This window comes from Novosphingobium sp. BL-S-32 (genome assembly GCF_056857055.1).
In genome coordinates, this window is sequence record NZ_CM166476.1 from 243,814 (window position 1) to 266,103 (window position 22,290).

Below are 22,290 nucleotides of genomic sequence, written 5' to 3' on the forward strand. Positions count from 1 at the left end.
CCGTCAGGCGAAACGCTCCTTGAGGTCGTAGAGCGCAATCGCGGCCTTGGCGGCTTCACCGCCCTTGTCCTTTTGTGCGGGATCGGCGCGGACGAGCGCCTGTTCCTCGTTCTCCACGGTAAGGATGCCGTTGCCGATGGCAATACCGTCCATCGTCAGCGCCATGATGCCGCGTGCCGATTCCCCGGCGACGATTTCGAAGTGGTAGGTCTCACCGCGAATGACCACGCCGATGGCGACGTAGCCATCGTAATCGCCGGTGGCATCGGCCAGCGAGATGGCGGCCGGGATTTCCAGCGCGCCGGGCACCGTGATGACTTCGGCCTTGTGGCCGGCGACCTTCAGCGCTGCCTTGGCGCCGGCGATCAACTGGTCGTTGAGATGGTCGTAGAAGCGGGCTTCGACGATGAGGAAACGGGCCATGTCAGTTCGCTCCTTCGGGGGCGCAGGGAATGGGGCGTTCGTCGACGATGTTCAGGCCATAGCCTTCCAATGCGACAAGCGAATGATGGGTGTTGGTGAGCAGAATCATGTCGTGGATGCCAAGCTCCGCGAGAATCTGCGCGCCCACGCCATAGTCGCGAAGTTCTTCGATGTCAGGCATTTCGCCGGCACGGATCTGCTGCTTGATGTCCATGACCTTCGACATCGAACTGCCGATCTGGCGATTGATCACGACGATCACGCCGGTCCCTTCCTCGCCGATCATTTCCATCGCGCGGTGCAACAGGTTGCCGCGCTCGGTCGATTCCTCGCCGAACACGTCGGTGAACATCGAGAGCGTGTGCATGCGCACCAGCGTCGGCTTGGCGGGATCGACGCGGCCCTTGATGAGGGCCATGGTCTCATCGCCAGTGGCCTTGTTGTAATAGCTGCGGGCGAGCCACTGGCCGCCGTGGTGGCTCTGGAACGTGATCTCGTTCTTCTTTTCGACCATGCGATCGTGCTTGCGGCGATAGGCGATGAGATCGCGGATCGTGCCGATCTTCAGGTCGTGAATGCGCGCGAAGCCGATCAGGTCGTCCATGCGGGCCATGGTGCCGTCGTCCTTCATGATCTCGCAGATCACGCCGGAGGGATTGAGGCCGGCAAGGCGCGAAATGTCGACAGCGGCTTCGGTATGGCCGGCGCGGACCAGCACGCCGCCATCGCGGGCGCGCAGCGGGAAGACGTGGCCAGGGGTGACGATGTCGGCCTTGCTCTTGGTGCCGTCGATGGCGACCGAGATGGTGCGGGCGCGGTCGCCGGCGGAGATTCCGGTGGTCACGCCTTCGCGCGCCTCGATCGAAACGGTGAAAGCGGTTTCGTGGCGGGTGCCGTTGTGGCGGCTCATCAGGTCGAGGCCGAGTTCGTCGACGCGCTGGCTGGTGAGCGTCAGGCAGATCAACCCACGGCCGTGGGTAGCCATGAAGTTGATTGCCGCCGGGGTCGCCATCTGGGCCGGGATCACGAGGTCGCCCTCGTTCTCGCGGTCCTCGTCATCGACCAGGATGAACATGCGACCGTTGCGCGCCTCGTCGATGATCTCTTCAATGGGGACGAGCATCTGGCGGTCGTCGTTAGAGAACAGCACGCGTTCCAGCTTGGTCAGCGTTTCGGCGGTGGGGTTCCAGTCGGGCTCGGTGCAGTCGCGAAGCGTATTGGCGTGGAGCCCTGCCGCGCGGGCGAGGCCCGACTTGCTCATGCCGCCTTCGGCGACGAGCTTGCGCACCTGTTCGATCACATTGCCTGCCATGAGTCTATCCATTTTCACATCGTGGTGTGATCGCGATATGAACTCATCACATCGAAATTCAAGTCCCCTTGAACTCGGGCCGTCGTTTTTCGAGGAAAGCATCGACCGCCTCGGCGTGATCGTGGGTGGCGTGGGCGGCAGACTGCATGGCGGCGGCCATTTCCAGCAGGGTGGCCAGATCGCTGCGGCGGCCTTCCCAAAGCAGGCGCTTGGTCATGCGCACGGCGTGCGGCGGGTTGGCGGCAATGCGGCGGGCGAGGGCGCGGGCTTCGTCCATCAACTGATGATCGGGCACGACCTTGGACACGAGCCCGCAGGCCAGTGCCTCTGCCGCGTCGATCATGTCGCCGGTGAGCGCCATTTCAGCGGCCTTCGACCAGCCGACCACGCGGGGCAGCAGCCATGAGCCACCATCGCCCGCAATCAGGCCGATCTTCACGAAGCTTTCGGCAAAGCGCGCACTTTCACCGGCTATGCGGAGATCGCACATGCAAGTGAGGTCGCAGCCCGCGCCTGCCGCTGCGCCATTGACGGCGGCGATCACCGGCACTTCAAGCGCGGCGAAAGCGAGAGGCAAGCGCTGGATGCCACGCTTGTAATTGAGGCGGGTGCGGATCGGCTCGCCGCCGTTGACGTTGCCACCCGGCTTCATCTCGTTGATGTTGCCGCCCGAGGAAAAGCCCTTGCCGGCGCCGGTGAGAATGGCAACGCGTGCGGCGGGATCGCTGTCCAGCCGCTCCAGCGCGCCAAGTAGGCCCTCGATCACTTCGGGATCGGAGATCGGATTGCGCAGTTCCGGCCGGTTGAGCGTGATCGTGACGATGCCTTCGGCGTCGATCTCGTAAAGTACGGCGTCGGTCATGCTGTTGGTCCTGCTCCTCGTTGTTGCGTCCGCCTTAGCAGGTTGACGCATAGGTAAAAGGGCCCGGACGGCATGCCGTCCGGGCCCCTTCCAATTTTTTACATGATGTAAGACGTCAAGCGGGCTGCTTGCTCATCATCTTGGTGATGTCCACCTGACCAGTGGCAAGGCCGCCCATGAAGCCGCCGTCCACTGGCATGACGATGCCGTTGACCACGCCTGCAAGGTCGCTGCAAATCAGCACCAGCGGACCGGCCTGTTCGGCGGGGGTGGTGTAGCGGCCGAGCGGCTCGGCAGCGGCATCGACCACCGCCTTGCCCGAGGTGGCGTGGAAGGTCGCCATCATCGGCGTCTGGGTCGGTGAGGGCAGCGAGCAGTTGATGCGGATGCCCTTCTTGATGAGCTGCGCGCCCATGAACTGGGTCCAGACGATCACCGCTTCCTTCGAGAAAGCATAGCCCTCGGCCACTTGGTCAAGGTTGGCTTCGCACCAGGCGAGGCCGGCCTCGAAGCCCTTGGTGGCGAGAAGCTGCATGTGCACCGGAATGCGGCGGCTCCAGCCGAGGCCGCCGGTCGAGGCGATGGAGACGATCGCGGCGCCTTCGCTCATCAGCGGCACGACCTGCTCGGTAAGGTGACGGGTGCCGAGGAAGTTGACCTTCATCACATCGAGCGGCGGGAAGCCGCCGCCACCGGCGAGGCCCGCGCAGTTGAACAGCGCGTCGACCTTGCCGCCGACTTTGGCGACAGCTGCTTCGATGGAGGCCGGATCGCGCAGGTCGATCTGGGTGAACGATGCCATCGGCACCGCGCTTTCCTTGAAGTCGAAACCGTGAACTTCCGCGCCGAGTTCGACGAGCAGCTTCGCCGTCGCTTCGCCCATGCCCGAGAAGCATCCGCTGACGATTACGCGCTTGCCCTTATAGCCGAGAATATCGGTCATCCCGCTTGTCCTTCCTCTCACGGGCGCGGGCAAACGCCGGCCCCAATGTCTTGTCGGCAAGTAGCTAGTCGCAGTGGGGCGGGGGCTTCAACCTTGCGCCGGGCTGATCGCCGTCGCGATGGTGCCGTGCGGGTCGCAAACGGGGCTTTGTGCTGCTACCCGAGAGCAGGCGAAAGGCGGGAGGTCGGAATGGACGAACAGGCGGTGTTGGCGGAGGCAGGTCCAGTGCCGATGGTCTATCGCGAGCCCCGTTGCGCCGGGCTGATCGCACTCGTTTCTGAGAGCTTTGAGCGGCTTTTGGGCAAGCCGCTCGTCGCGATTGGAGGCGATCCGGTCGAGGCGCTCTGGCAGGCACCTTTCGCCGTCGTGGCGCATGGGACTGAGCCCGATCCGCTGTTCTATTTCGGCAATGCCGCTGCGCTCGCCGCTTTCGAATGCGACGCTGCCCAATTTGTCGGGATGCCGTCGAGACTTTCCGCCGAAGCCCCTTTGCGGGAAGAGCGTCAGCGGCTGCTCGAACGCGTGACCACGCAGGGCTTCATCGACGACTACGCCGGTGTGCGGATCAGTGCGAAGGGCCGGCGGTTTCGCATCGGTCCAGCGGTGGTCTGGAATCTCATGGACGGTGCGGGCCTGTGCCACGGGCAGGCGGCGACGTTCGCGCCATGAGTAAAGCCGCCCCCCAAATGGTCGAGGCCCTGATGGCGGAAATTCGTGGCGCGCTGTCTGCGTTCCGGCACCGGCCGGTGGTCATCGGCATCTGCGGTGCGCAAGGATCGGGCAAATCCACACTGGCGGAAGCGGTTCGGCGGCAATGCGGCGCCGAAGGATTGGCGAGCGCAGTGCTTTCGCTCGACGATCTCTACCTCACGCATGCCGAGCGTCAGGCCCTCTCGCGTGAGGTTCATCCACTGCTGGCGACGCGCGGAGTTCCGGGTACACACGATATCGCGCTCGGGCTCGACGTTCTCGATGCGCTGGAAAGCGGCGGTCCGGCAGCGCTGCCGCGTTTCGACAAGGCGCGGGACGACCGCGTGCCGGAGCGCGATTGGCCCATCGTCGGTCCCGGCTGCGAGGTCCTGTTGCTGGAGGGCTGGTGCGTGGGCGCCTTTCCGCAGCGGACGAGTGAACTGGCGGAACCGGTCAATGCGCTGGAAGCGGAAGAAGACCCGGACGGCCGCTGGCGCCGCTGGGTCAACGATATGCTGGGCGATTCGTATCAGCGGCTCTTTGCAAGGATGGACCGTCTGGTGCTGCTTGCCGCGCCCGGTTTCGAGGTGGTGCACAGCTGGCGCGCCGAGCAGGAACGCGATCTGGCCGGACACCCTGCGCGGGGCAGCAAGGTCATGGCCGAAGCCGAAATCGCGCGTTTCATTGCCCATTACGAGCGGATCACTCGCATGATCCTGGCCGAGATGCCCGCCCGCGCCGACCTTGTGATCCGGCTGGATGAGGCGCGGCGCCCGGTCGAAATCCTGCGGCGCTAACCGGCCTCGCGCCGCACTTTGTCGGCGCGGCGGTTGCGCTTGCGTTGCAGGTCGTCGAGCGAGGGCACGTGGTCATCGACGACATCCGCCAGTACCGCGCCGCGCTCGCCGGGAGGGCGGGCTGGACCGCGGGTCGTGTCGCATACGGTCTGCCGCTCGATCTCGGCATTGAGCAGCGCGCCTAGCAGCACGCCATAGGCCGAGAGGAACAGCCACATCAGGAACACGACAATGGCTGAAAGCGAGCCGTACGTGGCGTTATAGTCGCTGATATAGGCGACATAGAGCGAGAACCCGAACGACACTGCCATCCACAACAGCGTCGCCAGCAAGGCGCCAGGGCTCAGCCAGCGCCACTTCGCCGGGCGCCGATCCGGGCCGTAACGCATGATAAGCGCGAAGCCGAGGCTGCCGAGCAGGATTGCTGCCGTCCAGTTCAGCCAACTGAACAGGGTTTGCGTCGCGTCGCCCAGAAAGGCGCTCGCCTGCGTTTGCAGCCATGCGAACACGCCGCCGGAAAGGATCCCGGTCAACGCGATCAGCACGGCCGAAAGCGTGAGCCCTCCGGCGCGGAAAGTGAGGGCGATGATACCGCGCGTTTCGCGCTCTTCGTTGATCACGTTGAGTGCGCTGATCATCCCGCTGGCCGCGCGCATACCGCCGTAGACCGCAAAGAACAGCGCGATCACCAGCGCAAAGCCGGTCACGCCCCGGCTGGTGGTAACGATCTGGATCAGTTGTTCTTCCAGCATGTGAGCCACTTCGGGCGGCACGATTTCGACGATGCTCTGCATCTGCTTGCGCACCGTATCGACGTCTCCGATGAGGCCGTAAGTCATCACGGTCGCCGCGATCAGCGGGGTGAGCGCGAGGAAGCAATAGAACGCGAGCCCGGCCGCCAGCAGGCCGAGTTCGTGAAAACCGCTCATGACCCAGACGCGCCGGATGACGCGCCACCAAGCCCTTCCGGAAAGCGCCCAGGGTGCGTTGGCATCGGAACCGGGGTGTGACATGGGCTCACCGACCGGATTGGTGCCGGAAATTGTCTCTATCTGGCCACGGTCCGATGATCCGTCGTGGGTATCCATCACGTACCCCCTTGCAGGTGGGAACTTTCGCTGTTGCAATGCGATACGGTAAAGCACGAGAGGGGCTCTTGCCCAGACTCGACAAGGTTTGGCTTCGTCAGGTCAAACTCCACAGGGCCGGACTCTACAGGGGGTATTCCATCGCGTTCCATATACCCAGGCCAAGCGATCACGCCGCCGCCGGTTCCCGGCTAAGGTGTGAAAGCGTCGGATTGGTTACGCTGGCACTGATGCTGGCGGCCTCCGGCGTGCCTGCTTATGCGCAGGATGCAGACCCTTCGGCGAGCCCGCCGACCGGCTCCGCGCCGCAGAATACCGCGGCTCAGGCCGGCGCTCAGAACGCTGGAAATCGGCCCGCGCGGGCGGACGATTCGCTGCAAGCGGGCAAGCTGGACGTGCCCGCGCCTCCGGCCGATGTGACCCTGCCCGAGGTGAAGCCGGTCATCCCCGATGACGAGTTCAACAAGTCGATCCCCAAACTCGATGCCACCGATGACCCCGAACTCGACAAGCCGCTCGATTCGATCGAGGAGTTCGAAAAGCGACTGACCGCCCAGCAGGCCCAGCAAGCGAATCAGCCAGCCGGGGAGCAGGCGAATCAGACCGCCGCGGGCGGCGCGAGCACGGCGACGGTCACTGCGACTGCTCCAGCACCATCTTCAACCGAAGCCATCGGCGAAGCGCCCGTGCGCGATCCCGAATTGATGGCGCCGCTGCCGCCCATAGACCAGTTCGAAGTCACGCCCGTCCAGTTCGCCGAGAGCGAGCAGCAGTCGAAGGACAGCGAAATCGCCTATGCCATGCGGGTCGATGGACTGGACGCCGCCGATCAGGCGGCTGACATCGATCTCAGAGGCGAGTTCAGGTCACACTCGGCGCTGAAGAAGGGTGATGGCAAGGCGGCCAACGTCGCGATGCTGCGGTCTAGGCTCAACGACGACGCGGCACTGATGCAGACCGTCCTTGCAGCCGAAGGATGGTATTCGCCGGTCATCACCACCCGGATCGAGCGCGGACAAGGTGCCGAGCGGGGGGCTGCGTTCACCGCCGTTATCACTGTCGATCCCGGTAAGCGCTATGTCTTCTCCGATATCGTCGTGAAGGCGGATCCGACGATTCCTCCGAACCTCATTGCGGACAATTTCGCCCTCAAGGTCGGTGAACCGATCATCGCCCAGCGGGTTCAGGGAGCCGAAGCGCAAGTGGCGCTCGCGCTGCCCGAAAACGGCTATGCCTTCGCGCAACTGGGCGACCGCGACATCCTGCTCGATCAGGACACCGGCGACGGCGTCTACACTTTGCCGATCGACGTCGGCCCGCGTGGGCGGTTCGGCGGCTTCACCACTTCGGGCGACCTTGCCTTCGACGAGAAACACATTCGCGTGCTGGCACGCTTCAAGCCCGGCCAGCTTTACGACAGCCGCAAGGTGGACGACTTGCGCAAGGCGCTGGTGGCGACCAGCCTGTTTTCGACCGTCTCGGTTGAACCACGCAAGACCGGCGAATCGGCGGGCGATGACGGTACGGAATATGTCACGCTGCACGTCCAGCAGGATGCCGGTCCGCCGCGCACGATTGCGGGCACCATTGGTTATGCCACGGGTGAGGGCCTGAGCGCGCAGGCGATCTGGACCCACCGCAACATGTTCCCGCCCGAAGGCGCGGTGATCGTCAACGGCACCGCCGGTACCCGGCAGCAGGGCCTGAGCACGACCTTCCGCCGCTCCAATGCCGGCAAGCGCGATCGCACTTTGGAGGTCGTGGCAGAGGCATTCCACAACGATTACGACGCTTACAGCGCCTATACCGGCCGCATTGCCGTCCGCATGGCCCGCGATTCGACGCCGCTGTGGCAGAAGAAGTTCACGTATGCCTATGGCGCCGAAGCCCTGATTACCGGCGAAACCGACTACAACATCGCCACCGGCACACGTGACCGTAAGCTTTACTACGTCGTCGGCGTGAACGGTCAGGCCGGTTTCGACCATACCGATAGCCTGCTCGATCCTACCAAGGGCTTCCGGTTTACCGCGCTCGTTCAGCCCGAGGCTACGGTGAAGGGTGGTTTCAATCCCTATGTCCGGAGCCGGCTCGACGGTTCTGCCTATTATCCCGTGACCGACAGCCTCGTGCTGGCAGGGCGCTTCCGCCTCGGCTCGATCCAGGGCGCGCAACTGTTCGACATTGCGCCTTCGCGGCGGCTCTATGCCGGCGGCGGCGGTTCGGTGCGCGGTTACAGCTATCAGGCGCTTGGCGAGCAGGCGCCGGACGGCAAGGCCGTGGGCGGTCGCAGCCTGAACGAAGCCTCGGTCGAGGCGCGCTACCGCTTTGGAAACTTCGGCGTGGTGACCTTCGTCGACGCGGGTCAGGCCTATCGGGAAACGACGCCGCAGTTCAACAACTTGCGCTACGGTGTCGGTATCGGCGGCCGCTATTACACCAACTTTGGCCCGGTCCGCATCGATATTGCGACGCCGATCGACCGCCAGCCGGGCGAGTCTCGCTTCAATCTTTACGTTTCGATCGGGCAGGCCTTCTGATGGTCGAAGACGACGACACCCTGCCGCCCGAGAACGAAGACGAGATCGGCGGCGAGGAACTCGATCAGAGCCGCCCCGCGCGCCCGTCGCTCGGCCGCCGTCTGCGCATCCGCGCGCTCAAGACCATTGTCGGACTGTTTCTCGGTACCGTGGTGCTCGCTGCTGCCGTGATTTTCGGGATCGATACCGGTCCGGGCCACCGCTTCGTGGCCGAACAGATCGCCGGACTGCGCTTCGAAAACGGCATGCGCATCAAGGTCGGCCGCATCGAAGGTTCGCTCTACAGCCGGATGACGCTGCACGACCTTTCGGTGAGCGATCCACAGGGCGAATTCCTGTTCTCTCCCCAGATCGACGTCGACTGGCGGCCCTTCGCCTATCTGCGCCGACATGTCGATGTGCGCAGCGCCACGACCGAGCGGATGATCCTGCGCCGCACGCCCAAGTTTCTGCCGACGCCGCCCCGCAACGAGCCGCTGCTGCCCGATCTCGATATCGATGTCGGCCGCCTCAAGATCGGTCGTTTTATCGCCGAACCGCCGGTCGCCGGGGTACGGCGCATCCTCACCGTCGATGGCCGGGCGCATATCGCCGACGGGCGCGCGCAAGTCTTTGCCAAGGGCGGAACGATTGCCATCGAGGGCAAGCAAGGCGGCGACCGCTTCGACCTTGAGCTCGATGCAGTGCCAGCGAAAAACCGGCTGGCGCTCAAGGCCGATCTCGATGCCCCGACCGGCGGCGTGATCGCCGCGCTGGGCGGGTTCAAGCAGCCTTTGCGGTTCCGACTGGACGGCAAGGGCGACTGGAAGGCGTGGGACGGCCAGTTCGAAGCCGATCTTGCCGGCGGCGAGATGGCGCGGCTGGCGCTGACGGCCCGTAACGGCACTTTCGGAATCAAGGGGCCGACGCAGATCGCACGCCTCTTCACGGGGCCGACGGCAGGACTGCTGGGGCCGATCACCAATCTTGATCTCACGGCCGCGCTGGATCAGCGGCGGGCAAAGCTGTCCGGCCTCGTTTCCAGCGATGCCTTCACGCTGCGGCCGGATGGTGTGGTCGATTTGTCGAAGAACAGCTTTGACAACCTGCGGCTTCAGTTCGTGCTGCTCAAGCCTACGGTCATGGCCAAGAACCTCAGCGGATCGGGGCTGACAGCCTCGCTTGCGCTTGACGGGGCCTTCACCCGGCCGCGGGTTGCCTATCGCATCAACGCCGCGCGCCTGAAAATGAACGACATGGGCCTCGAAGGCCTGACCGCCGAGGGTGCGGCGCGTGTCAATGCCGACAGGATCATGATCCCGGTCGCGGCCCATGTTCAGCGCATCGTCGGGCTCGATACGGTGGCCGGCGGCACGCTCGCCAATGTCCGGCTCGACGGCAATCTGGCGATCCAGGGCACCCGGATCCTCTCCGACAACATGCGTATCCGCTCCGATCGCATCGATGCGAAGCTGATCCTTGCCGCCGATGTCGCTAAGGGCCTCTATACGGGCGCAATTGACGGCAGAATCGACAATTATCGCCTCGAAAGCGTCGGCATTTTCGACATCCGTACGAATATGGACCTCAAGAGCGAGCGGAGCGGATTCGCGCTTGAAGGCACGGTTCAGGCACGTTCCAGAAAGTTGCTGAATTCCAGCCTCGAAAACTTCCTCGGCGGTAATTTCGCGGCCTCGTCGCGGGTTCGCTATGGCTCCGACGGCATTGTGCATTTCTCGTCGCTGCGCCTGAACGCGCCTGACCTCAAGGTTGCCGATGGGCAGGGCAGTTGGTCACCCGACGGCCGGATCTCGCTCAATGCACGCGGGACATCGCAGCGCTACGGCGCGCTCGGTGTGCGGGTGGACGGCACGATCGCCAATCCCGACGCGCATGTCACGGCGGAGCATCCCGGCCTGGGCATCGGCCTTGCCAACCTTGATGCGCGTATCACCGGCGTCCATGGCGGCTACCGCTTCGACCTGACCAGCGACACCGACTATGGGCCGCTGAAGGCCGACGTGACCCTGCACATGGGCGCGCAACTGGCGATGCAGATCAACAGCGCCAATCTCGGGGGCGTCGATTTCGCGGGCCAGCTTACTCAGACGGCCGCCGGCCCCTTCGCGGGCGAATTGACGGCGCAGGGCAATGGCATCGGCGGCGCCTTGAGACTGGCGGCGGAGGGCAAGTATCAGGCGGTCGACTTCAACTTGCGCGCCAAGGACGCGGTATTCCCGGGCCCGGCCAATCTGTCGGTGGGCTCGGCTCTGATCGATGGCCGCGCGATCCTCTACGACAAGCCTACTGTGGTGGCCGACGCGCAGCTTGCGGGAACCAGGATCGGTGCATTCGATCTGGCTGCCGCGCGCGTGCTGGTAGATTATCGCGACGGTCGCGGACAGGCCAAGGCGCTGATCGAAGGTGTGAGCGGCGTACCGTTCCGCCTTGGCGTCAATGCCGATCTCGCGCCCGATCTGTGGCGCGTGGCTCTACAGGGACGCGTGCGCGGCCAATCGTTGCGCACGCTCAGCCCCGCGCGCATCGTGCCGGGCAAGGATGGCTATGAACTGCTGCCGACCACGCTCACGTTCGGTCGCGGCACTGCGCGCGTTGCCGGCCGTTATGGCGACGGCGGGATCAAACTGGAAAGCCGGCTGGAGACCTTCGACGTCGGTGCCGTCAACGCTTTCGTGCCGGGCTACGGCCTTGGCGGCAGCGCGAGCGGCAGCCTCGATTTCGAACAGACCAGCAGCAGCGCTTTCCCCCGCGCCGATGCGCGCCTGACAGTTACCGATTTCACCCGCACCAGTTCCAATACGGTGAGCCAACCGGTCGACATCAACTTCCTCGGCAAGCTGGTGCCCGATGGCGGAGAGGCGCACGCGGTGATCCGCCGGCGTGGCAGCGTGATCGGGCGGCTGGCGGCAACGCTGCGCCCACTGCCGCCGGGCGAAGGGTCATGGATGTCACGTCTGTTGGAAGCGCCGCTGGGCGGCGGCATTCGCTACAACGGCCCGGCCGATACCTTGTTCTCCTTCATCGGGCAGGCGGGCCAGACGCTGAGCGGGCCGATCGGGCTTGCAGCCGACTTCTCGTGCAAGCTTTCCGACCCCTGCGTAAATGGCCTTATCAAGGGCCGGGACCTGACGTACGAATATCAGGCCTTCGGTACCAGACTGACCAACATGAACCTCGAAGGCCGTTTCACCGGCAACAGTTTCGAGCTTCAGTCACTCAGCGCCAATGCTGGCAACGGCACCGTGAGCGCCAGCGGCCGGATGAGCCTTTCGGCAGCAGAAGGCTATCCGATGGCCCTGACGGTCACGTTGGATCGGGCCCGGCTGGCGCGCAGCGCGTCACTGTCGGCAAGCGCCACGGGCACCCTCAACCTGACCAAGCATGCCGGCGAAAAGGCGTTGCTCTCGGGCGAACTGAGGCTGCCGGAAACCCGCTACGAGATCGTTCGCGAGGGGGCGGTGGAAATTCCGCGCCTAACGGGCGTCCGCTTCAAGCCGAAGTCCGGCCCAACGCGCGTCACCGGCGACGAACAAGCCGAGCAGATCGCATCCGCATTCTCGACCCTCCGTCTGGACCTGCACCTCCGCGCCTCGGACAAGCTCTACGTTTCGGGCATGGGGCTCGATTCCGAATGGAGCGCCGACTTCACGGTAGGCGGCACTACTGCAGCACCGACGATGACCGGCGATGTTACGCTGATCCGCGGCAACCTCGATTTCGCCGGGCGCTCGTTCAGCATTTCCGAGGGCAAGATCACGTTCAACGGCGGACGCACGATCGATCCCTCGGTGGCGATCACGGCAACCGAGTCGATCGAGGACGTCAACGTGACGGTTTCGGTCTCCGGACGCGCGTTCAATCCGCAGATCGAATTCAGCTCCGAGCCGAGCCTGCCTGAGGACGAGATTCTGTCGCGCATTCTGTTCGGCAGTTCGATCGCCAACCTTTCTGCGATCCAGGCGGTTCAGCTTGCCACGTCGCTCAATTCGCTGCGGGCGAGTGGCGGCGGGCTCAATCCGCTGGGCAAGCTGCGTTCGGCGACGGGGATCGACCGCCTGCGTATTCTCAGCCCGGACGAGGCGAGCGGGCGCGGCACAGCATTGGCAGCGGGCCAGTACATAACCGACGACATCTATGTCGAGCTGATCACTGACGCGCGCGGCTTTACCGCGACCCAGCTGGAAGTCAGCGTGACCCGGTGGTTGTCGGTGCTGAGCCAGGCTGGCGGTTCGGGCGTCAACTCGCTCAGCGTGAAGATCAAGAAGGACTACTGATGCGGCGGGCGATCCTCTGTGTCGTATCGCTGGCGGCGCTTGCCGGTTGTCACCGCGAGCCGACGTTCGACGAGCGCTACGCCGCGGCCCGCGCGAAGATCGATACGACGGCGCGGGAGATCGAGGCGCAGGCCTCGGGCTCGGCAGTACCGGCGGATGAGGATGACGTCGGGGCCGCGAAATAAGGGCTCAGGCGGTCCGTGAAGGCGCAGGCTTAGCGGGACGGGCCTTTAAGGACGTTTCCCCGAATCCGGCGCGTGGAGGCTGCGACAGGGGAAATTCCCGATCAGGAGCGCCGCTCTTCGTACGCTGAGCACACCTTCAGGCGCTTTCAACTCTCGCGGTGGCACGTGCACGCATGACGACATGCCGCAAAAAATCGCTCGGATGCCGATTCGAATGCAACGAAGGGAGCGGGGCCTGAACGGCACCCGGAATGCCTCGCAAACAAACCCGAAACGGGATGATGTTCTTTTTAGGGAGGCGGTGGTGGACGCACTTGGGCTCGAACCAAGGACCCGCTGATTAAGAGTCAGCTGCTCTACCAACTGAGCTATGCGTCCACACGCGTTGCCGCGTAAGGTACGGAAATGGTGGACGCACTTGGGCTCGAACCAAGGACCCGCTGATTAAGAGTCAGCTGCTCTACCAACTGAGCTATGCGTCCACACGTTTCCGCGTAAGGACAGGACTGGTGGACGCACTTGGGCTCGAACCAAGGACCCGCTGATTAAGAGTCAGCTGCTCTACCAACTGAGCTATGCGTCCACACTTTGCCCTGGCCGGGCTGCCGTTTCAGAGCCTTGCGGGCTCCTCCTCGGCGGCGGAGAGGCTCCTATAGCGGCAAAAATTTGGATGGGAAGGGGGTAGTTTCAGATTTTTTCAGGAAATGCTTTTTGGTCGGCTGCTCCAGCGGTTGATCGCCATGAGCGTGCCGATGCAGATCATGTTGGTCATCATGGAGGTGCCGCCGTGGCTCATGAACGGCAGCGGGATTCCCACCACCGGTGCAAGGCCCATGACCATCATCAGGTTGATCGCGACGTAGAAGAAGATCGTCGCGGTCATGCCGGCGGCCAGCAGGCTGGAGAAGCGATCAGGCGCATTGCGGGCGACTCGCGTGCCCCAGGTCAGCACCACCGCGAAAACGAAGAGCACGAAATAGCCGCCGACCATGCCCCATTCCTCCGCCATGGTGGCGAAGACGAAGTCGGTATGCGGCTCGGGGAGGTATTGCAGGTGGCTCTGCGACCCGTTGCCGAATCCCTTGCCGAAAATGCCGCCGGATCCGATCGCGATCTTGGACTGGGTGATGTGATAGCCGGTGCCCAGCGGATCGCTTTCGGGATCCATGAAGGTCAGCACGCGGTTGCGCTGGTAGTCGTGCAGCAGGGTGAAGAACGCGATGGGGCCCGCGATCAGTCCGCTGAGGCCCGCGCCGACGAACCACCACATCGGCAGTCCCGCCAGGAACATCGTCACCGCGCCGCCAAAACAGATGGCGAGGGCGGTGCCAAGGTCGGGCTGGATCGCCACGAAAGCGACCGGCAGCACGATGAGCAGGCCCGCCGGGACGAGGCCGCGCCAGCTTGCCGTCATCGCATGCGGCAGGGTTTCGTAGAAGCGCGCCAGCACCAGCACGATGGCCGGTTTCATCAGTTCCGAAGGCTGGAGCGTCATGAAGCCAAGGTTGAGCCACCGCTGGCTACCGCCGCCGACAGCACCGATCGCCTCGACCAGCACCAGCAGGATGACGATGGCGCCGTAGAGCGGATAGGCGACCGTACGGAAGAAATCCCGGCTGAAGCGGGAGATCACGATGGCCATGCCCAGAAACACGATAAATCGCAGCACATGGCTGAGCGCGTAAGGCTGAAGGCTGCCGCCTGCGGCTGAATAGAGCACTGCCGCGCCCAGCGAAACCAGTCCCATCAGCGGCACCAGCATGCCCCAGGGCTGGCGGGCGATGGTGTCGGGGACGATGGTACGGCTCATTGCGGAGTTCCGGGAGTTTGCACGGTACCGGCGGCGGCAGAGGGAGAGGCGGCGGGCGCAGGCGCGGGGGCCGGCGCCGGATTGTCAGCCGCCACCGGTTCGGGAGCGGGCGACTGGGCGTCACGCACGATCGGCTGCTGTGCTTCCGCTGTTGATTCTGCCTGCTGGACAGCCAGGTTTTCCTGTTCCGGCGAAACCGCCGGGGCGCCCACGCCATATTCGTTGGCATACTTGCGGTAGCGTGCCTCAAGACGCTGCTGCGCCGTGCCGCCCCAGTCCTTCTCGAAGCCTTCGAGTACCTCCATGGCCTTCTGCTTGTCCCACAGGTAGGTCATGACGTCACGCGCGATGGGGTAGGCCGCGCCCGAACCACCACCATGTTCGATAGCCACGGCGATGGCATAACGCGGATTGTCGAAGGGGGCGAAGCAGATGAAGTGGCCGTGGTCGCGGTGCTTCCACTGGCCGCCCTTGCCGTTGCCGAAGTTGAGACCAACCACTTGCGCCGTACCGGTCTTGCCCGCCATCAGCACGCCGGGAATTGGAATACGTGCCTTGCCAGCCGTACCGCGTCCGTTGACCACTTCGTTCATCGCAGAGTGAATAAGGTCAAGATGCTCTTGCTTGACGCCGAGCGATTCGGGCGGCGCATCGTGCGCGCCATGGATCAGGCGGGGCATCAGCTTCTTGCCGCTGGCGATTCGCGAGACCTGCATCGCCTGCTGGAGCGGATTGACCAAGAAGTAGCCCTGACCGATCGTCGCGTTGACGGTGTCGAACACGGCCCAGGGCTTGCCGTACTTGCGTTCCTTCCACGCCGGATCGGGCACGGTGCCGTAAGACTGGCCGCTGACCGGCAGCGGGAATTCCTGCCCGAGCCCAAGCCGGCGCGCCATCGCCGCGATCGGGTCCATGCCCATGCGCTGGGCGAAGTTGTAGAAGTAGACGTCGCAGCTCTGGTAGATGCCCTTCAGCATGTTGACCTGGCCGTGACCGTGGTGGTTCCAGCAGTGGAATACGCGGTTGCCCACGCGCAGGCCGCCGTTGCAGACGACCGATTCGTTCGGGTCGAGCCCGGCTTCGAGGAACGAGAGCGCCACCATCGGCTTTACCGTCGAACCCGGCGGATAGAGGCCGCGCAGCACCTTGTTGCGCAAGGGCACGTGGTCGTCGTCCGACAGCATCTTCCATTCGAGGCGGCCGATGCCGTCCGAGAAGCTGTTGGGGTCGTAGCTGGGCATCGAGGCCATCGCCAGGATGTCGCCATTGGTGCAGTCGATCACCACGACCGAGCCCGATTCGAGGCCGATGCGCCGGGAGGCATAGTCCTGCAGTCCGGCGTCGATCGTGAGCTTGATGGTCTTGCCGGGAACGTCCTCGCTCGTGTCGAGGTCGCGCACGATGCGGCCGGAGGCGGTCACTTCGACTCGGCGGGCGCCCGGTTTGCCGCGCAGATCCTTCTCGAAATACTTTTCGAGCCCGTCCTTGCCGACCTTGTAACCCGGGGTGATGAGGACCGGATCGCGGTCTTTCTCGTATTCCTCGGCCGAAGCGGGGCCGACATAGCCGACGAGGTGGCCGACCGAGGATCCGGTAGGATAATACCGCGAAAAGCCGCGCTGGGTGACGACGCCGGGCAGATCTGGCAGGCGCACGCTGACAGCGGCGAATCGCTCGAAATCGAGGCCGCTGGCAACTTCGACAGGCGCGAATCCGCGCGACTTGTCGATCTTGTCTTCCAGATCCTGCATCGCGATCGGCGTCAGGCTGAGCAATTGGCCCAGCGTCGCCAGCGTATGAGCGCTGTCCACCATGCGCTCGGGAATCACGTCGACGCGAAAGTCGGCCCGATTGGAGGCGAGGGGGGTGCCGAATCGGTCGAGAATCCAGCCACGGCGTGGCGGGATCAGCGAGAGGTTGACGCGGTTGCTCTCGGCTTCGAGCTTGTACTTCTCGTTCTGTCCGATCGCGAGGTAGGCCATGCGGCTTGCCAGCAGCACGCCGATGCCGCCCTGAATGCCGCCTACGACCAGGCTGCGCCGGTCGAAGCTGTTGCGCAGCGTACCGGCGCTGACGTGGCGCGGCTGAATGAGGCGCCGGAAGTTGATCTTCATCGCGAGACCAGGAACGGGGTCAGGCGGAAGCGGTCGGAAATGGCGACAAAGCGCCCAACAAGCGGATAAGCGAGCACGGCAATCACGATCTGCGGCACGATGACACGAATGGGGGAAGCCGCGCCGCCGAAATTGGCCAGAGCGAGGCAGAGCACGATATACGCGATGATCAGGCCATTTGCCATCAGCCACTCGATGACAAAATTGCGCCAGGGAAGACGGTTTTCGACAAGATCGAGGACGATCGACGAGGCCGACCAGAGCAAGACCGCGCAGCCGAAGGGCTGGCCGGAGAACAGGTCATCGAACAGACCCAGTGGCAGACCCGCCCAGATCGGCAGAAGTCCGGGGCGGAGCTGGTGCCAGGACAGGAAGATCAGGTAGCCGATCGGCGGCATCACCGGGGCGGACGCGATCATCAGCCAGGACGGGACCAGCGATCCCAGCAGGACCGTCAGCCACGGCACCGTGCGCGCCATCAGCGGCCAGGGCGCACGGTTGATGCTCCGCCGCGCGTGGTTACGGGCTGTCTTGAACGACATCAGCGCTTACCCAAGGGTTTGCCATCGGGGCTCACCGCAGGTGGCGGCGGCGGAGGCGGTGCCCATGCCCTTTCGACCATGACGTAGTCGGTGTCCGAGGGATTGCTGAGCACACGCGCCATGGCGCCGTCGCGCAGCAGGTCGGTGACGATCGCCATCGGCGTTCCCGGCCGGTACAGACCGCCCGAGCCCGAGGTTACGAGCACGTCACCCTTCTTGAGCGGATTGATGCCGAGGTTGATCAGGCGGATCCGTAGCGTACCGTCGGCTGCGCCTTGCGCGAAGGCGGGGACGCCGTCGGTCGCCCGGCGGACGGGGACAAGGCTCTCGCTGTCGGTAATCAGCAGCACGCGCGAGCTGGATGCACCCACTTCGAGCACACGCCCGACGAGCCCCATCGGCGAACGTACCGGCATGCCGGTGATCACGCCCTTGTCGCGGCCTGCGCCCAGCGTCGCATAGCGACGGGTGCTGGCGCCGGTCGAGGCGGTCAGGCGTGAGAATGCGACCGGAGTCGCATCACCGTCGCGAATGCCAAGCAGGGCTTTCAGGCGCTGGTTCTCGGCATTGATGGCCTGTGCCTGCACGAGGCGCACTTTGGCTTCGTCAAGCTCGCGGCGGATGCGCGCGTTCTCGCTGCCGGAATGCAGGAATCCGGAAATCTCGGCCACGGTGTTGCGGCCGAGTTCCCGCCCGCCGGCCGCAGCCTGGCTGGCCGGCTCGGTCGCATCGCTGGCAAAACCGCGCAGCGAGGAAAACATGTCGGGGTTGACCAGCGAGACCACCACGAGGCCGATGCCCACGACCGCGCCCAGCACGCCCGCAGAATAGCTCAGGAAAGTGGAATATTGCGCCCTGCGCGAATAGCTGGAGCGCCTGTTTGCGGGCGGCGCCATGCGCCATGCACTCCTGAACAATGGGCGGATGCACCGCCGTTAATGGCCTTGCCGACGAAACCTTCGCCGGAATCAAATGCGGGCGGCGCGAGCCCTCATGGCCGCGCCGCCCGCGCGAACGCTTATGCGGACATCAACACGCCGCGATAGACCGGGTCTTCCATCGCGCGGCCGGTGCCGAGCGCGACGCAGGACAGCGGATCTTCGGCGACGCTAACCGGCAGGCCGGTCTCTTCGCGCAGATAGTCGTCCAGACCCTGGATCAGCGCGCCGCCGCCGGTGAGCACGATGCCCTGATCGACGATGTCGGCTGCGAGTTCCGGAGCGGTGTTCTCAAGCGCGATGCGGACGCCTTCGATGATCGCGCCGATCGGTTCCGCCAGAGCCTCGGCAACATTGGCCTGGCTGATGGTGATTTCCTTCGGCACGCCGTTGACGAGGTCGCGGCCCTTGATGTGGATCGTTTCGCCGATCCCGTCCGCCGGGATGGTGGCGATGCCGTAGTCCTTCTTGATGCGTTCCGCCGTGGCGTCTCCGATCAGGAGGTTGTGGTGGCGGCGAACGTAGGAAACGATCGCTTCGTCCATCTTGTCGCCGCCGACGCGCACCGAAGTGGTGTAGGCCAGACCGCGCAGCGACAGCACGGCGACTTCGGTGGTGCCACCGCCGATGTCGACCACCATCGAGCCGACCGGTTCGGTAACCGGCATGTCGGCGCCGATCGCGGCGGCCATCGGTTCGAGGATCAGGTAGACCTGGCTGGCGCCGGCGTTCGACGCGGCGTCACGGATCGCGCGGCGTTCGACCGAGGTCGAGCCCGAGGGCACGCAGATCACGATTTCCGGATAGCGGAACAGGTTCTTCTTGCCGTGCACCTTGCGGATGAAATGCTTGATCATCTCTTCCGCGATTTCGATGTCGGCGATGACACCGTCGCGCAGCGGACGGATGGCTTCGATGTTGTCGGGCGTCTTGCCCATCATCATCTTGGCGTCATCGCCCACGGCCTTGACCTTCTTGACGCCGTTCAGCGTCTCGATGGCGACTACCGACGGTTCATTCAGCACGATGCCGCGATCCTGAACATAGACGAGCGTATTGGCGGTACCCAGGTCGATAGCCATGTTCTGGGAGCCGAGCTTGAAGAATCGCGAGACGAGCGAAGCCATCAGTAATCCGTTGTCTTTCAGGCCGCTTGCCGCCCGGTCAGGGGACGGCGTGGCCGGCTTGTTTGAAGGAGAGTGAGCCCCTTAGACCATCGATTTGCGAAACGCCAAAATTTTGTGTCGTTTTTTGGGGGGAATCCGCAGGGGCCTGTCTCGAAATCCCCGCGCTTCGTCGCTAGGGACTGGAACAGTTCGTGAATGCGGCGCCGGTCCCGGTAGGACCGCCCTGCGAAGCACCCCTCCGCTGCCGAACCAGAGACCTGAAAATGCCCACGATCCGCCGCCTTCCCGAGCACCTCGTCAACCGCATCGCCGCGGGCGAGGTGGTCGAGCGACCCGCTTCCGCGCTCAAGGAACTGGTCGAAAACGCGATTGACGCGGGATCGACCGAGATCACCGTGCGTCTGGCCTCAGGCGGGCTCGACATGATCGAGGTGACGGACGACGGCTGCGGCATGCGGCCTGACGAGATCGCCTTGGCGCTGGAACGCCACGCGACATCGAAATTGCCCGACGAGGCGATCGAGCTGGTGACGACGCTGGGCTTCCGGGGCGAGGCCTTGCCCTCGATCGGCTCGGTGGCGCGGCTGACCATCGAAAGCCGCCCACACGATGCCTCCGAAGGCTGGAAGCGGGTGGTCGATCATGGCGTGGTCGCCGTGGATTCGCCTGCCGCGCTGCCGCCGGGAACCCGCATCCGGGTCGAGGATCTGTTCGGCAAAGTGCCCGCGCGCCGCAAGTTCCTGCGCTCGCCGCGGTCCGAATATGCCGCTTGCCAGGACGTGGTTCGCCGCCTTGCCATGGCCCGGCCCGACATAGGCTTCACGCTGGAGCACGAAGGACGCCGCGTTCTGGCGGTACAGCCGCGCGAGGAACTGGCGTCGCGCGTCGCGCGGCTCGTTGCTCGCGAACTGGCTGACGATGGCGTGCTGATCGATGCCGAGCGTGGTTCCGCGCGGCTTACGGGTGTCGCGGGCCTGCCGACCTACAATCGCGGCGTTGCCGATCACCAGTACCTCTTCGTCAACGGGCGGCCGGTGAAGGACCGCCTGCTGGTGGGCGCGGTGCGCGGTGCCTATTCGGACATGCTGGCGCGCGACCGGCATGCGGTGCTGGCGCTATTTCTTGAGATTCCACCTGAGGAAGTCGACGTAAACGTCCATCCGGCCAAGACCGAGGTGCGCTTCCGCGATCCCGCCTTTATTCGCGGCTTCCTTGTGGGCGCGCTGCGCCATGCGCTCGAATCGGCCGGGCAGAAAAGCGCGCAGCCCCCGCAGGCCGCCGCCATGAACATGTGGCAGGTCGAACCGGTGGCGCCCGAGCCCGCACCGGCGCTGGGCTCGCTCTTCGCGCGGCAATATGCGCCTACTCCGAGTCGTCCGATGGCGCCGCGTGTGGCCGAAGCCGGAGCTGTCTGGCGCTCCTACGAGGCGGAAATGATGGCCGAGCCCTCGGGCCGCGCCGAACCCGCGCCCGAGGATGCGGATGAGGCGGTCAGCTATCCGCTGGGCGTTGCACGCGGGCAGGTGGCAGGCACCTATATCGTGGCCGAGGCCGAGGACGGGCTGGTCATCGTCGACCAGCATGCCGCGCACGAACGCCTCGTGCTCGAACGGCTCAAGGCGGCCGGTGCCGAGGAAGCCATGGTGCGCAGCCAGGCCCTGTTGCTGCCCGAAGTGGTCGAACTGGAAGAAGCCGCCTGCGACGCGCTGGAAGACAAGATCGCTGAGTTGGCCCGCTACGGCCTCTCGCTAGAACGCTTCGGGCCCTCCGCGATGCTGGTGCGCGCGGTGCCATCGGTGCTGGGCAAGAGCGATGTACATGCGCTGGTCCGCGACGTGGCCGACGATCTTGCCAAGAACGGCGATGCATTGCTGCTGGGCGAAAGGCTCGATCTGGTGCTGGCGACGATGGCCTGCCACGGCTCGGTGCGCGCCGGGCGCTCGCTCTCGGTTGCCGAGATGAATGCGCTGCTGCGCGAAATGGAGCGCACGCCGCGTTCGGGCCAATGCAACCATGGCCGCCCTACGTGGGTTAAACTGGCCAACCAGGATATCGAGAAGCTTTTCGGACGAAAATGACGCCGCGCACGATCCCCGGCATGGGCCCCGCGATAGGCCTTACCTTGAGCCTGCTGGCTACCCTCGCTGCCTGCGGTCAGGGAAGCCCGGCCCGCAAGGACGCCGAGGATGCGCACGACATCGCGATGGTCGAACGGATGAGCAAGGAGCCGTTCAAGCCGATCCTCCCCAAGCCCATCACCCGGATCGATATCGACCGCTACGGACTGGACAAGCCCGGCTGCACTTTCCGCAAACAGGGGGATGCCGATCCGCTGTTCATTGCCAATGCCGAAGAAGGCTTCATGCGGATCGAGGGCGACCTCAAGCGCTACGCCGCGAAGCTGGAAAGCGCGCAACTTCCGGGCAATGCGCGGGCAACTTACGTCGGACTGTCAACTTGGGTCGACCTTGTCAGCCTGCCCGATAAAGCCGGTGGTTCGGATAATACGCATTGGCCGGCGCGACTGGTGCTTCACGATTCGCAGGAGCGCGTAGCCTTCCTGGCGGACGGCGAAGTGACGTGCAGGAGCGGCCCTGAGGAGGCCCCGAGTACCCCCGCCCCCGATTGACCGGCAGGCGGGGAAA

At 64.7% G+C, this 22,290-nt stretch carries 17 protein-coding genes and 3 tRNA genes; 7 read left to right on the top strand and 13 right to left on the bottom strand.

Translation table 11 applies throughout. The features are described from left to right. Positions 1-3: 3 nt before the first annotated feature. From ribH to AC1VVK_RS01250, 4 genes are all read right to left on the bottom strand, one after another. Positions 4-423 (bottom strand): 6,7-dimethyl-8-ribityllumazine synthase, encoded by a 420-nt coding sequence (gene ribH / locus AC1VVK_RS01235; RefSeq protein WP_482904052.1) that lies wholly within the window; start codon positions 421-423, stop codon positions 4-6. A gap of 1 nt (position 424) precedes the next feature. Further along, entirely contained in the window at positions 425-1,735 is a 1,311-nt protein-coding gene (ribB, locus tag AC1VVK_RS01240) for a 3,4-dihydroxy-2-butanone-4-phosphate synthase (RefSeq protein ID WP_482905090.1), read from the bottom strand. Positions 1,736-1,793: 58 nt separating this feature from the next. Continuing rightward, positions 1,794-2,597: a crotonase/enoyl-CoA hydratase family protein gene (locus tag AC1VVK_RS01245; RefSeq protein ID WP_482904053.1), complete on the bottom strand. Its 804-nt coding sequence runs from the start codon at positions 2,595-2,597 to the stop codon at positions 1,794-1,796. Between the two features lie 115 nt (positions 2,598-2,712). Beyond that, positions 2,713-3,540, bottom strand: coding sequence for a coniferyl-alcohol dehydrogenase (locus tag AC1VVK_RS01250; protein WP_132385292.1), 828 nt, complete (start codon positions 3,538-3,540; stop codon positions 2,713-2,715). Positions 3,541-3,729: 189 nt separating this feature from the next. On the opposite strand from AC1VVK_RS01250, the gene AC1VVK_RS01255 reads away from it, so the two are divergent. Both AC1VVK_RS01255 and AC1VVK_RS01260 read left to right on the top strand, forming a co-directional pair. Continuing rightward, positions 3,730-4,209 carry an MEKHLA domain-containing protein gene (locus tag AC1VVK_RS01255; RefSeq protein WP_482904054.1) on the top strand — a complete coding sequence of 160 codons (480 nt, stop codon included), beginning with the start codon at positions 3,730-3,732 and terminating at the stop codon, positions 4,207-4,209. Further along, positions 4,206-5,027: a kinase gene (locus tag AC1VVK_RS01260; RefSeq protein WP_482904055.1), complete on the top strand. Its 822-nt coding sequence runs from the start codon at positions 4,206-4,208 to the stop codon at positions 5,025-5,027. The genes AC1VVK_RS01255 and AC1VVK_RS01260 overlap by 4 nt, the downstream gene beginning before the upstream one ends. Here AC1VVK_RS01260 and AC1VVK_RS01265 read toward each other — a convergent pair. Next, positions 5,024-6,115 (bottom strand): YihY/virulence factor BrkB family protein, encoded by a 1,092-nt coding sequence (locus tag AC1VVK_RS01265; protein WP_482904056.1) that lies wholly within the window; start codon positions 6,113-6,115, stop codon positions 5,024-5,026. The two genes, AC1VVK_RS01260 and AC1VVK_RS01265, sit on opposite strands and share 4 nt — an antisense overlap. A 212-nt stretch (positions 6,116-6,327) precedes the next feature. On the opposite strand from AC1VVK_RS01265, the gene AC1VVK_RS01270 reads away from it, so the two are divergent. Genes AC1VVK_RS01270 through AC1VVK_RS01280 form a run of 3 tightly spaced genes read left to right on the top strand, consistent with a single transcriptional unit; the run spans position 6,328 to position 13,114 of the window. Continuing rightward, positions 6,328-8,655 carry an autotransporter assembly complex protein TamA gene (locus AC1VVK_RS01270; protein WP_482904057.1) on the top strand — a complete coding sequence of 776 codons (2,328 nt, stop codon included), beginning with the start codon at positions 6,328-6,330 and terminating at the stop codon, positions 8,653-8,655. After that, entirely contained in the window at positions 8,655-12,929 is a 4,275-nt protein-coding gene (locus AC1VVK_RS01275; protein WP_482904058.1) for a translocation/assembly module TamB domain-containing protein, read from the top strand. Before AC1VVK_RS01270 ends, AC1VVK_RS01275 begins: the two co-directional genes overlap by 1 nt. Further along, positions 12,929-13,114, top strand: coding sequence for a hypothetical protein (locus AC1VVK_RS01280; protein WP_482904059.1), 186 nt, complete (start codon positions 12,929-12,931; stop codon positions 13,112-13,114). The genes AC1VVK_RS01275 and AC1VVK_RS01280 overlap by 1 nt, the downstream gene beginning before the upstream one ends. A 302-nt stretch (positions 13,115-13,416) precedes the next feature. Here AC1VVK_RS01280 and AC1VVK_RS01285 read toward each other — a convergent pair. The 8 genes from AC1VVK_RS01285 to AC1VVK_RS01320 form a co-directional block, all read right to left on the bottom strand. Then, positions 13,417-13,492 (bottom strand) — tRNA-Lys (locus AC1VVK_RS01285). 28 nt (positions 13,493-13,520) lie between these two features. Continuing rightward, positions 13,521-13,596: transfer RNA gene (locus AC1VVK_RS01290), tRNA-Lys, on the bottom strand. Positions 13,597-13,621: 25 nt separating this feature from the next. After that, a tRNA-Lys gene (locus AC1VVK_RS01295) sits at positions 13,622-13,697 on the bottom strand. Between the two features lie 114 nt (positions 13,698-13,811). Next, entirely contained in the window at positions 13,812-14,924 is a 1,113-nt protein-coding gene (gene rodA, locus AC1VVK_RS01300) for a rod shape-determining protein RodA (protein ID WP_132385295.1), read from the bottom strand. Beyond that, entirely contained in the window at positions 14,921-17,038 is a 2,118-nt protein-coding gene (mrdA, locus tag AC1VVK_RS01305; RefSeq protein WP_482904060.1) for a penicillin-binding protein 2, read from the bottom strand. Before mrdA ends, rodA begins: the two co-directional genes overlap by 4 nt. Continuing rightward, positions 17,035-17,580, bottom strand: coding sequence for a rod shape-determining protein MreD (locus AC1VVK_RS01310; RefSeq protein ID WP_243652360.1), 546 nt, complete (start codon positions 17,578-17,580; stop codon positions 17,035-17,037). The genes mrdA and AC1VVK_RS01310 overlap by 4 nt, the downstream gene beginning before the upstream one ends. Further along, positions 17,580-18,476, bottom strand: coding sequence for a rod shape-determining protein MreC (locus AC1VVK_RS01315; RefSeq protein ID WP_482904061.1), 897 nt, complete (start codon positions 18,474-18,476; stop codon positions 17,580-17,582). Before AC1VVK_RS01315 ends, AC1VVK_RS01310 begins: the two co-directional genes overlap by 1 nt. Before the next feature lie 122 nt (positions 18,477-18,598). After that, a complete protein-coding gene (locus AC1VVK_RS01320) occupies positions 18,599-19,645 on the bottom strand; it encodes a rod shape-determining protein (RefSeq protein ID WP_132385298.1) in 1,047 nt (348 codons plus the stop codon). Between the two features lie 263 nt (positions 19,646-19,908). Between AC1VVK_RS01320 and mutL the strand changes: the two genes are divergently transcribed. Continuing rightward, entirely contained in the window at positions 19,909-21,723 is a 1,815-nt protein-coding gene (gene mutL / locus AC1VVK_RS01325; protein WP_132385299.1) for a DNA mismatch repair endonuclease MutL, read from the top strand. Beyond that, positions 21,720-22,274: a hypothetical protein gene (locus AC1VVK_RS01330; protein ID WP_482904062.1), complete on the top strand. Its 555-nt coding sequence runs from the start codon at positions 21,720-21,722 to the stop codon at positions 22,272-22,274. The genes mutL and AC1VVK_RS01330 overlap by 4 nt, the downstream gene beginning before the upstream one ends. The last annotated feature ends 16 nt before the right edge of the window (positions 22,275-22,290 follow it).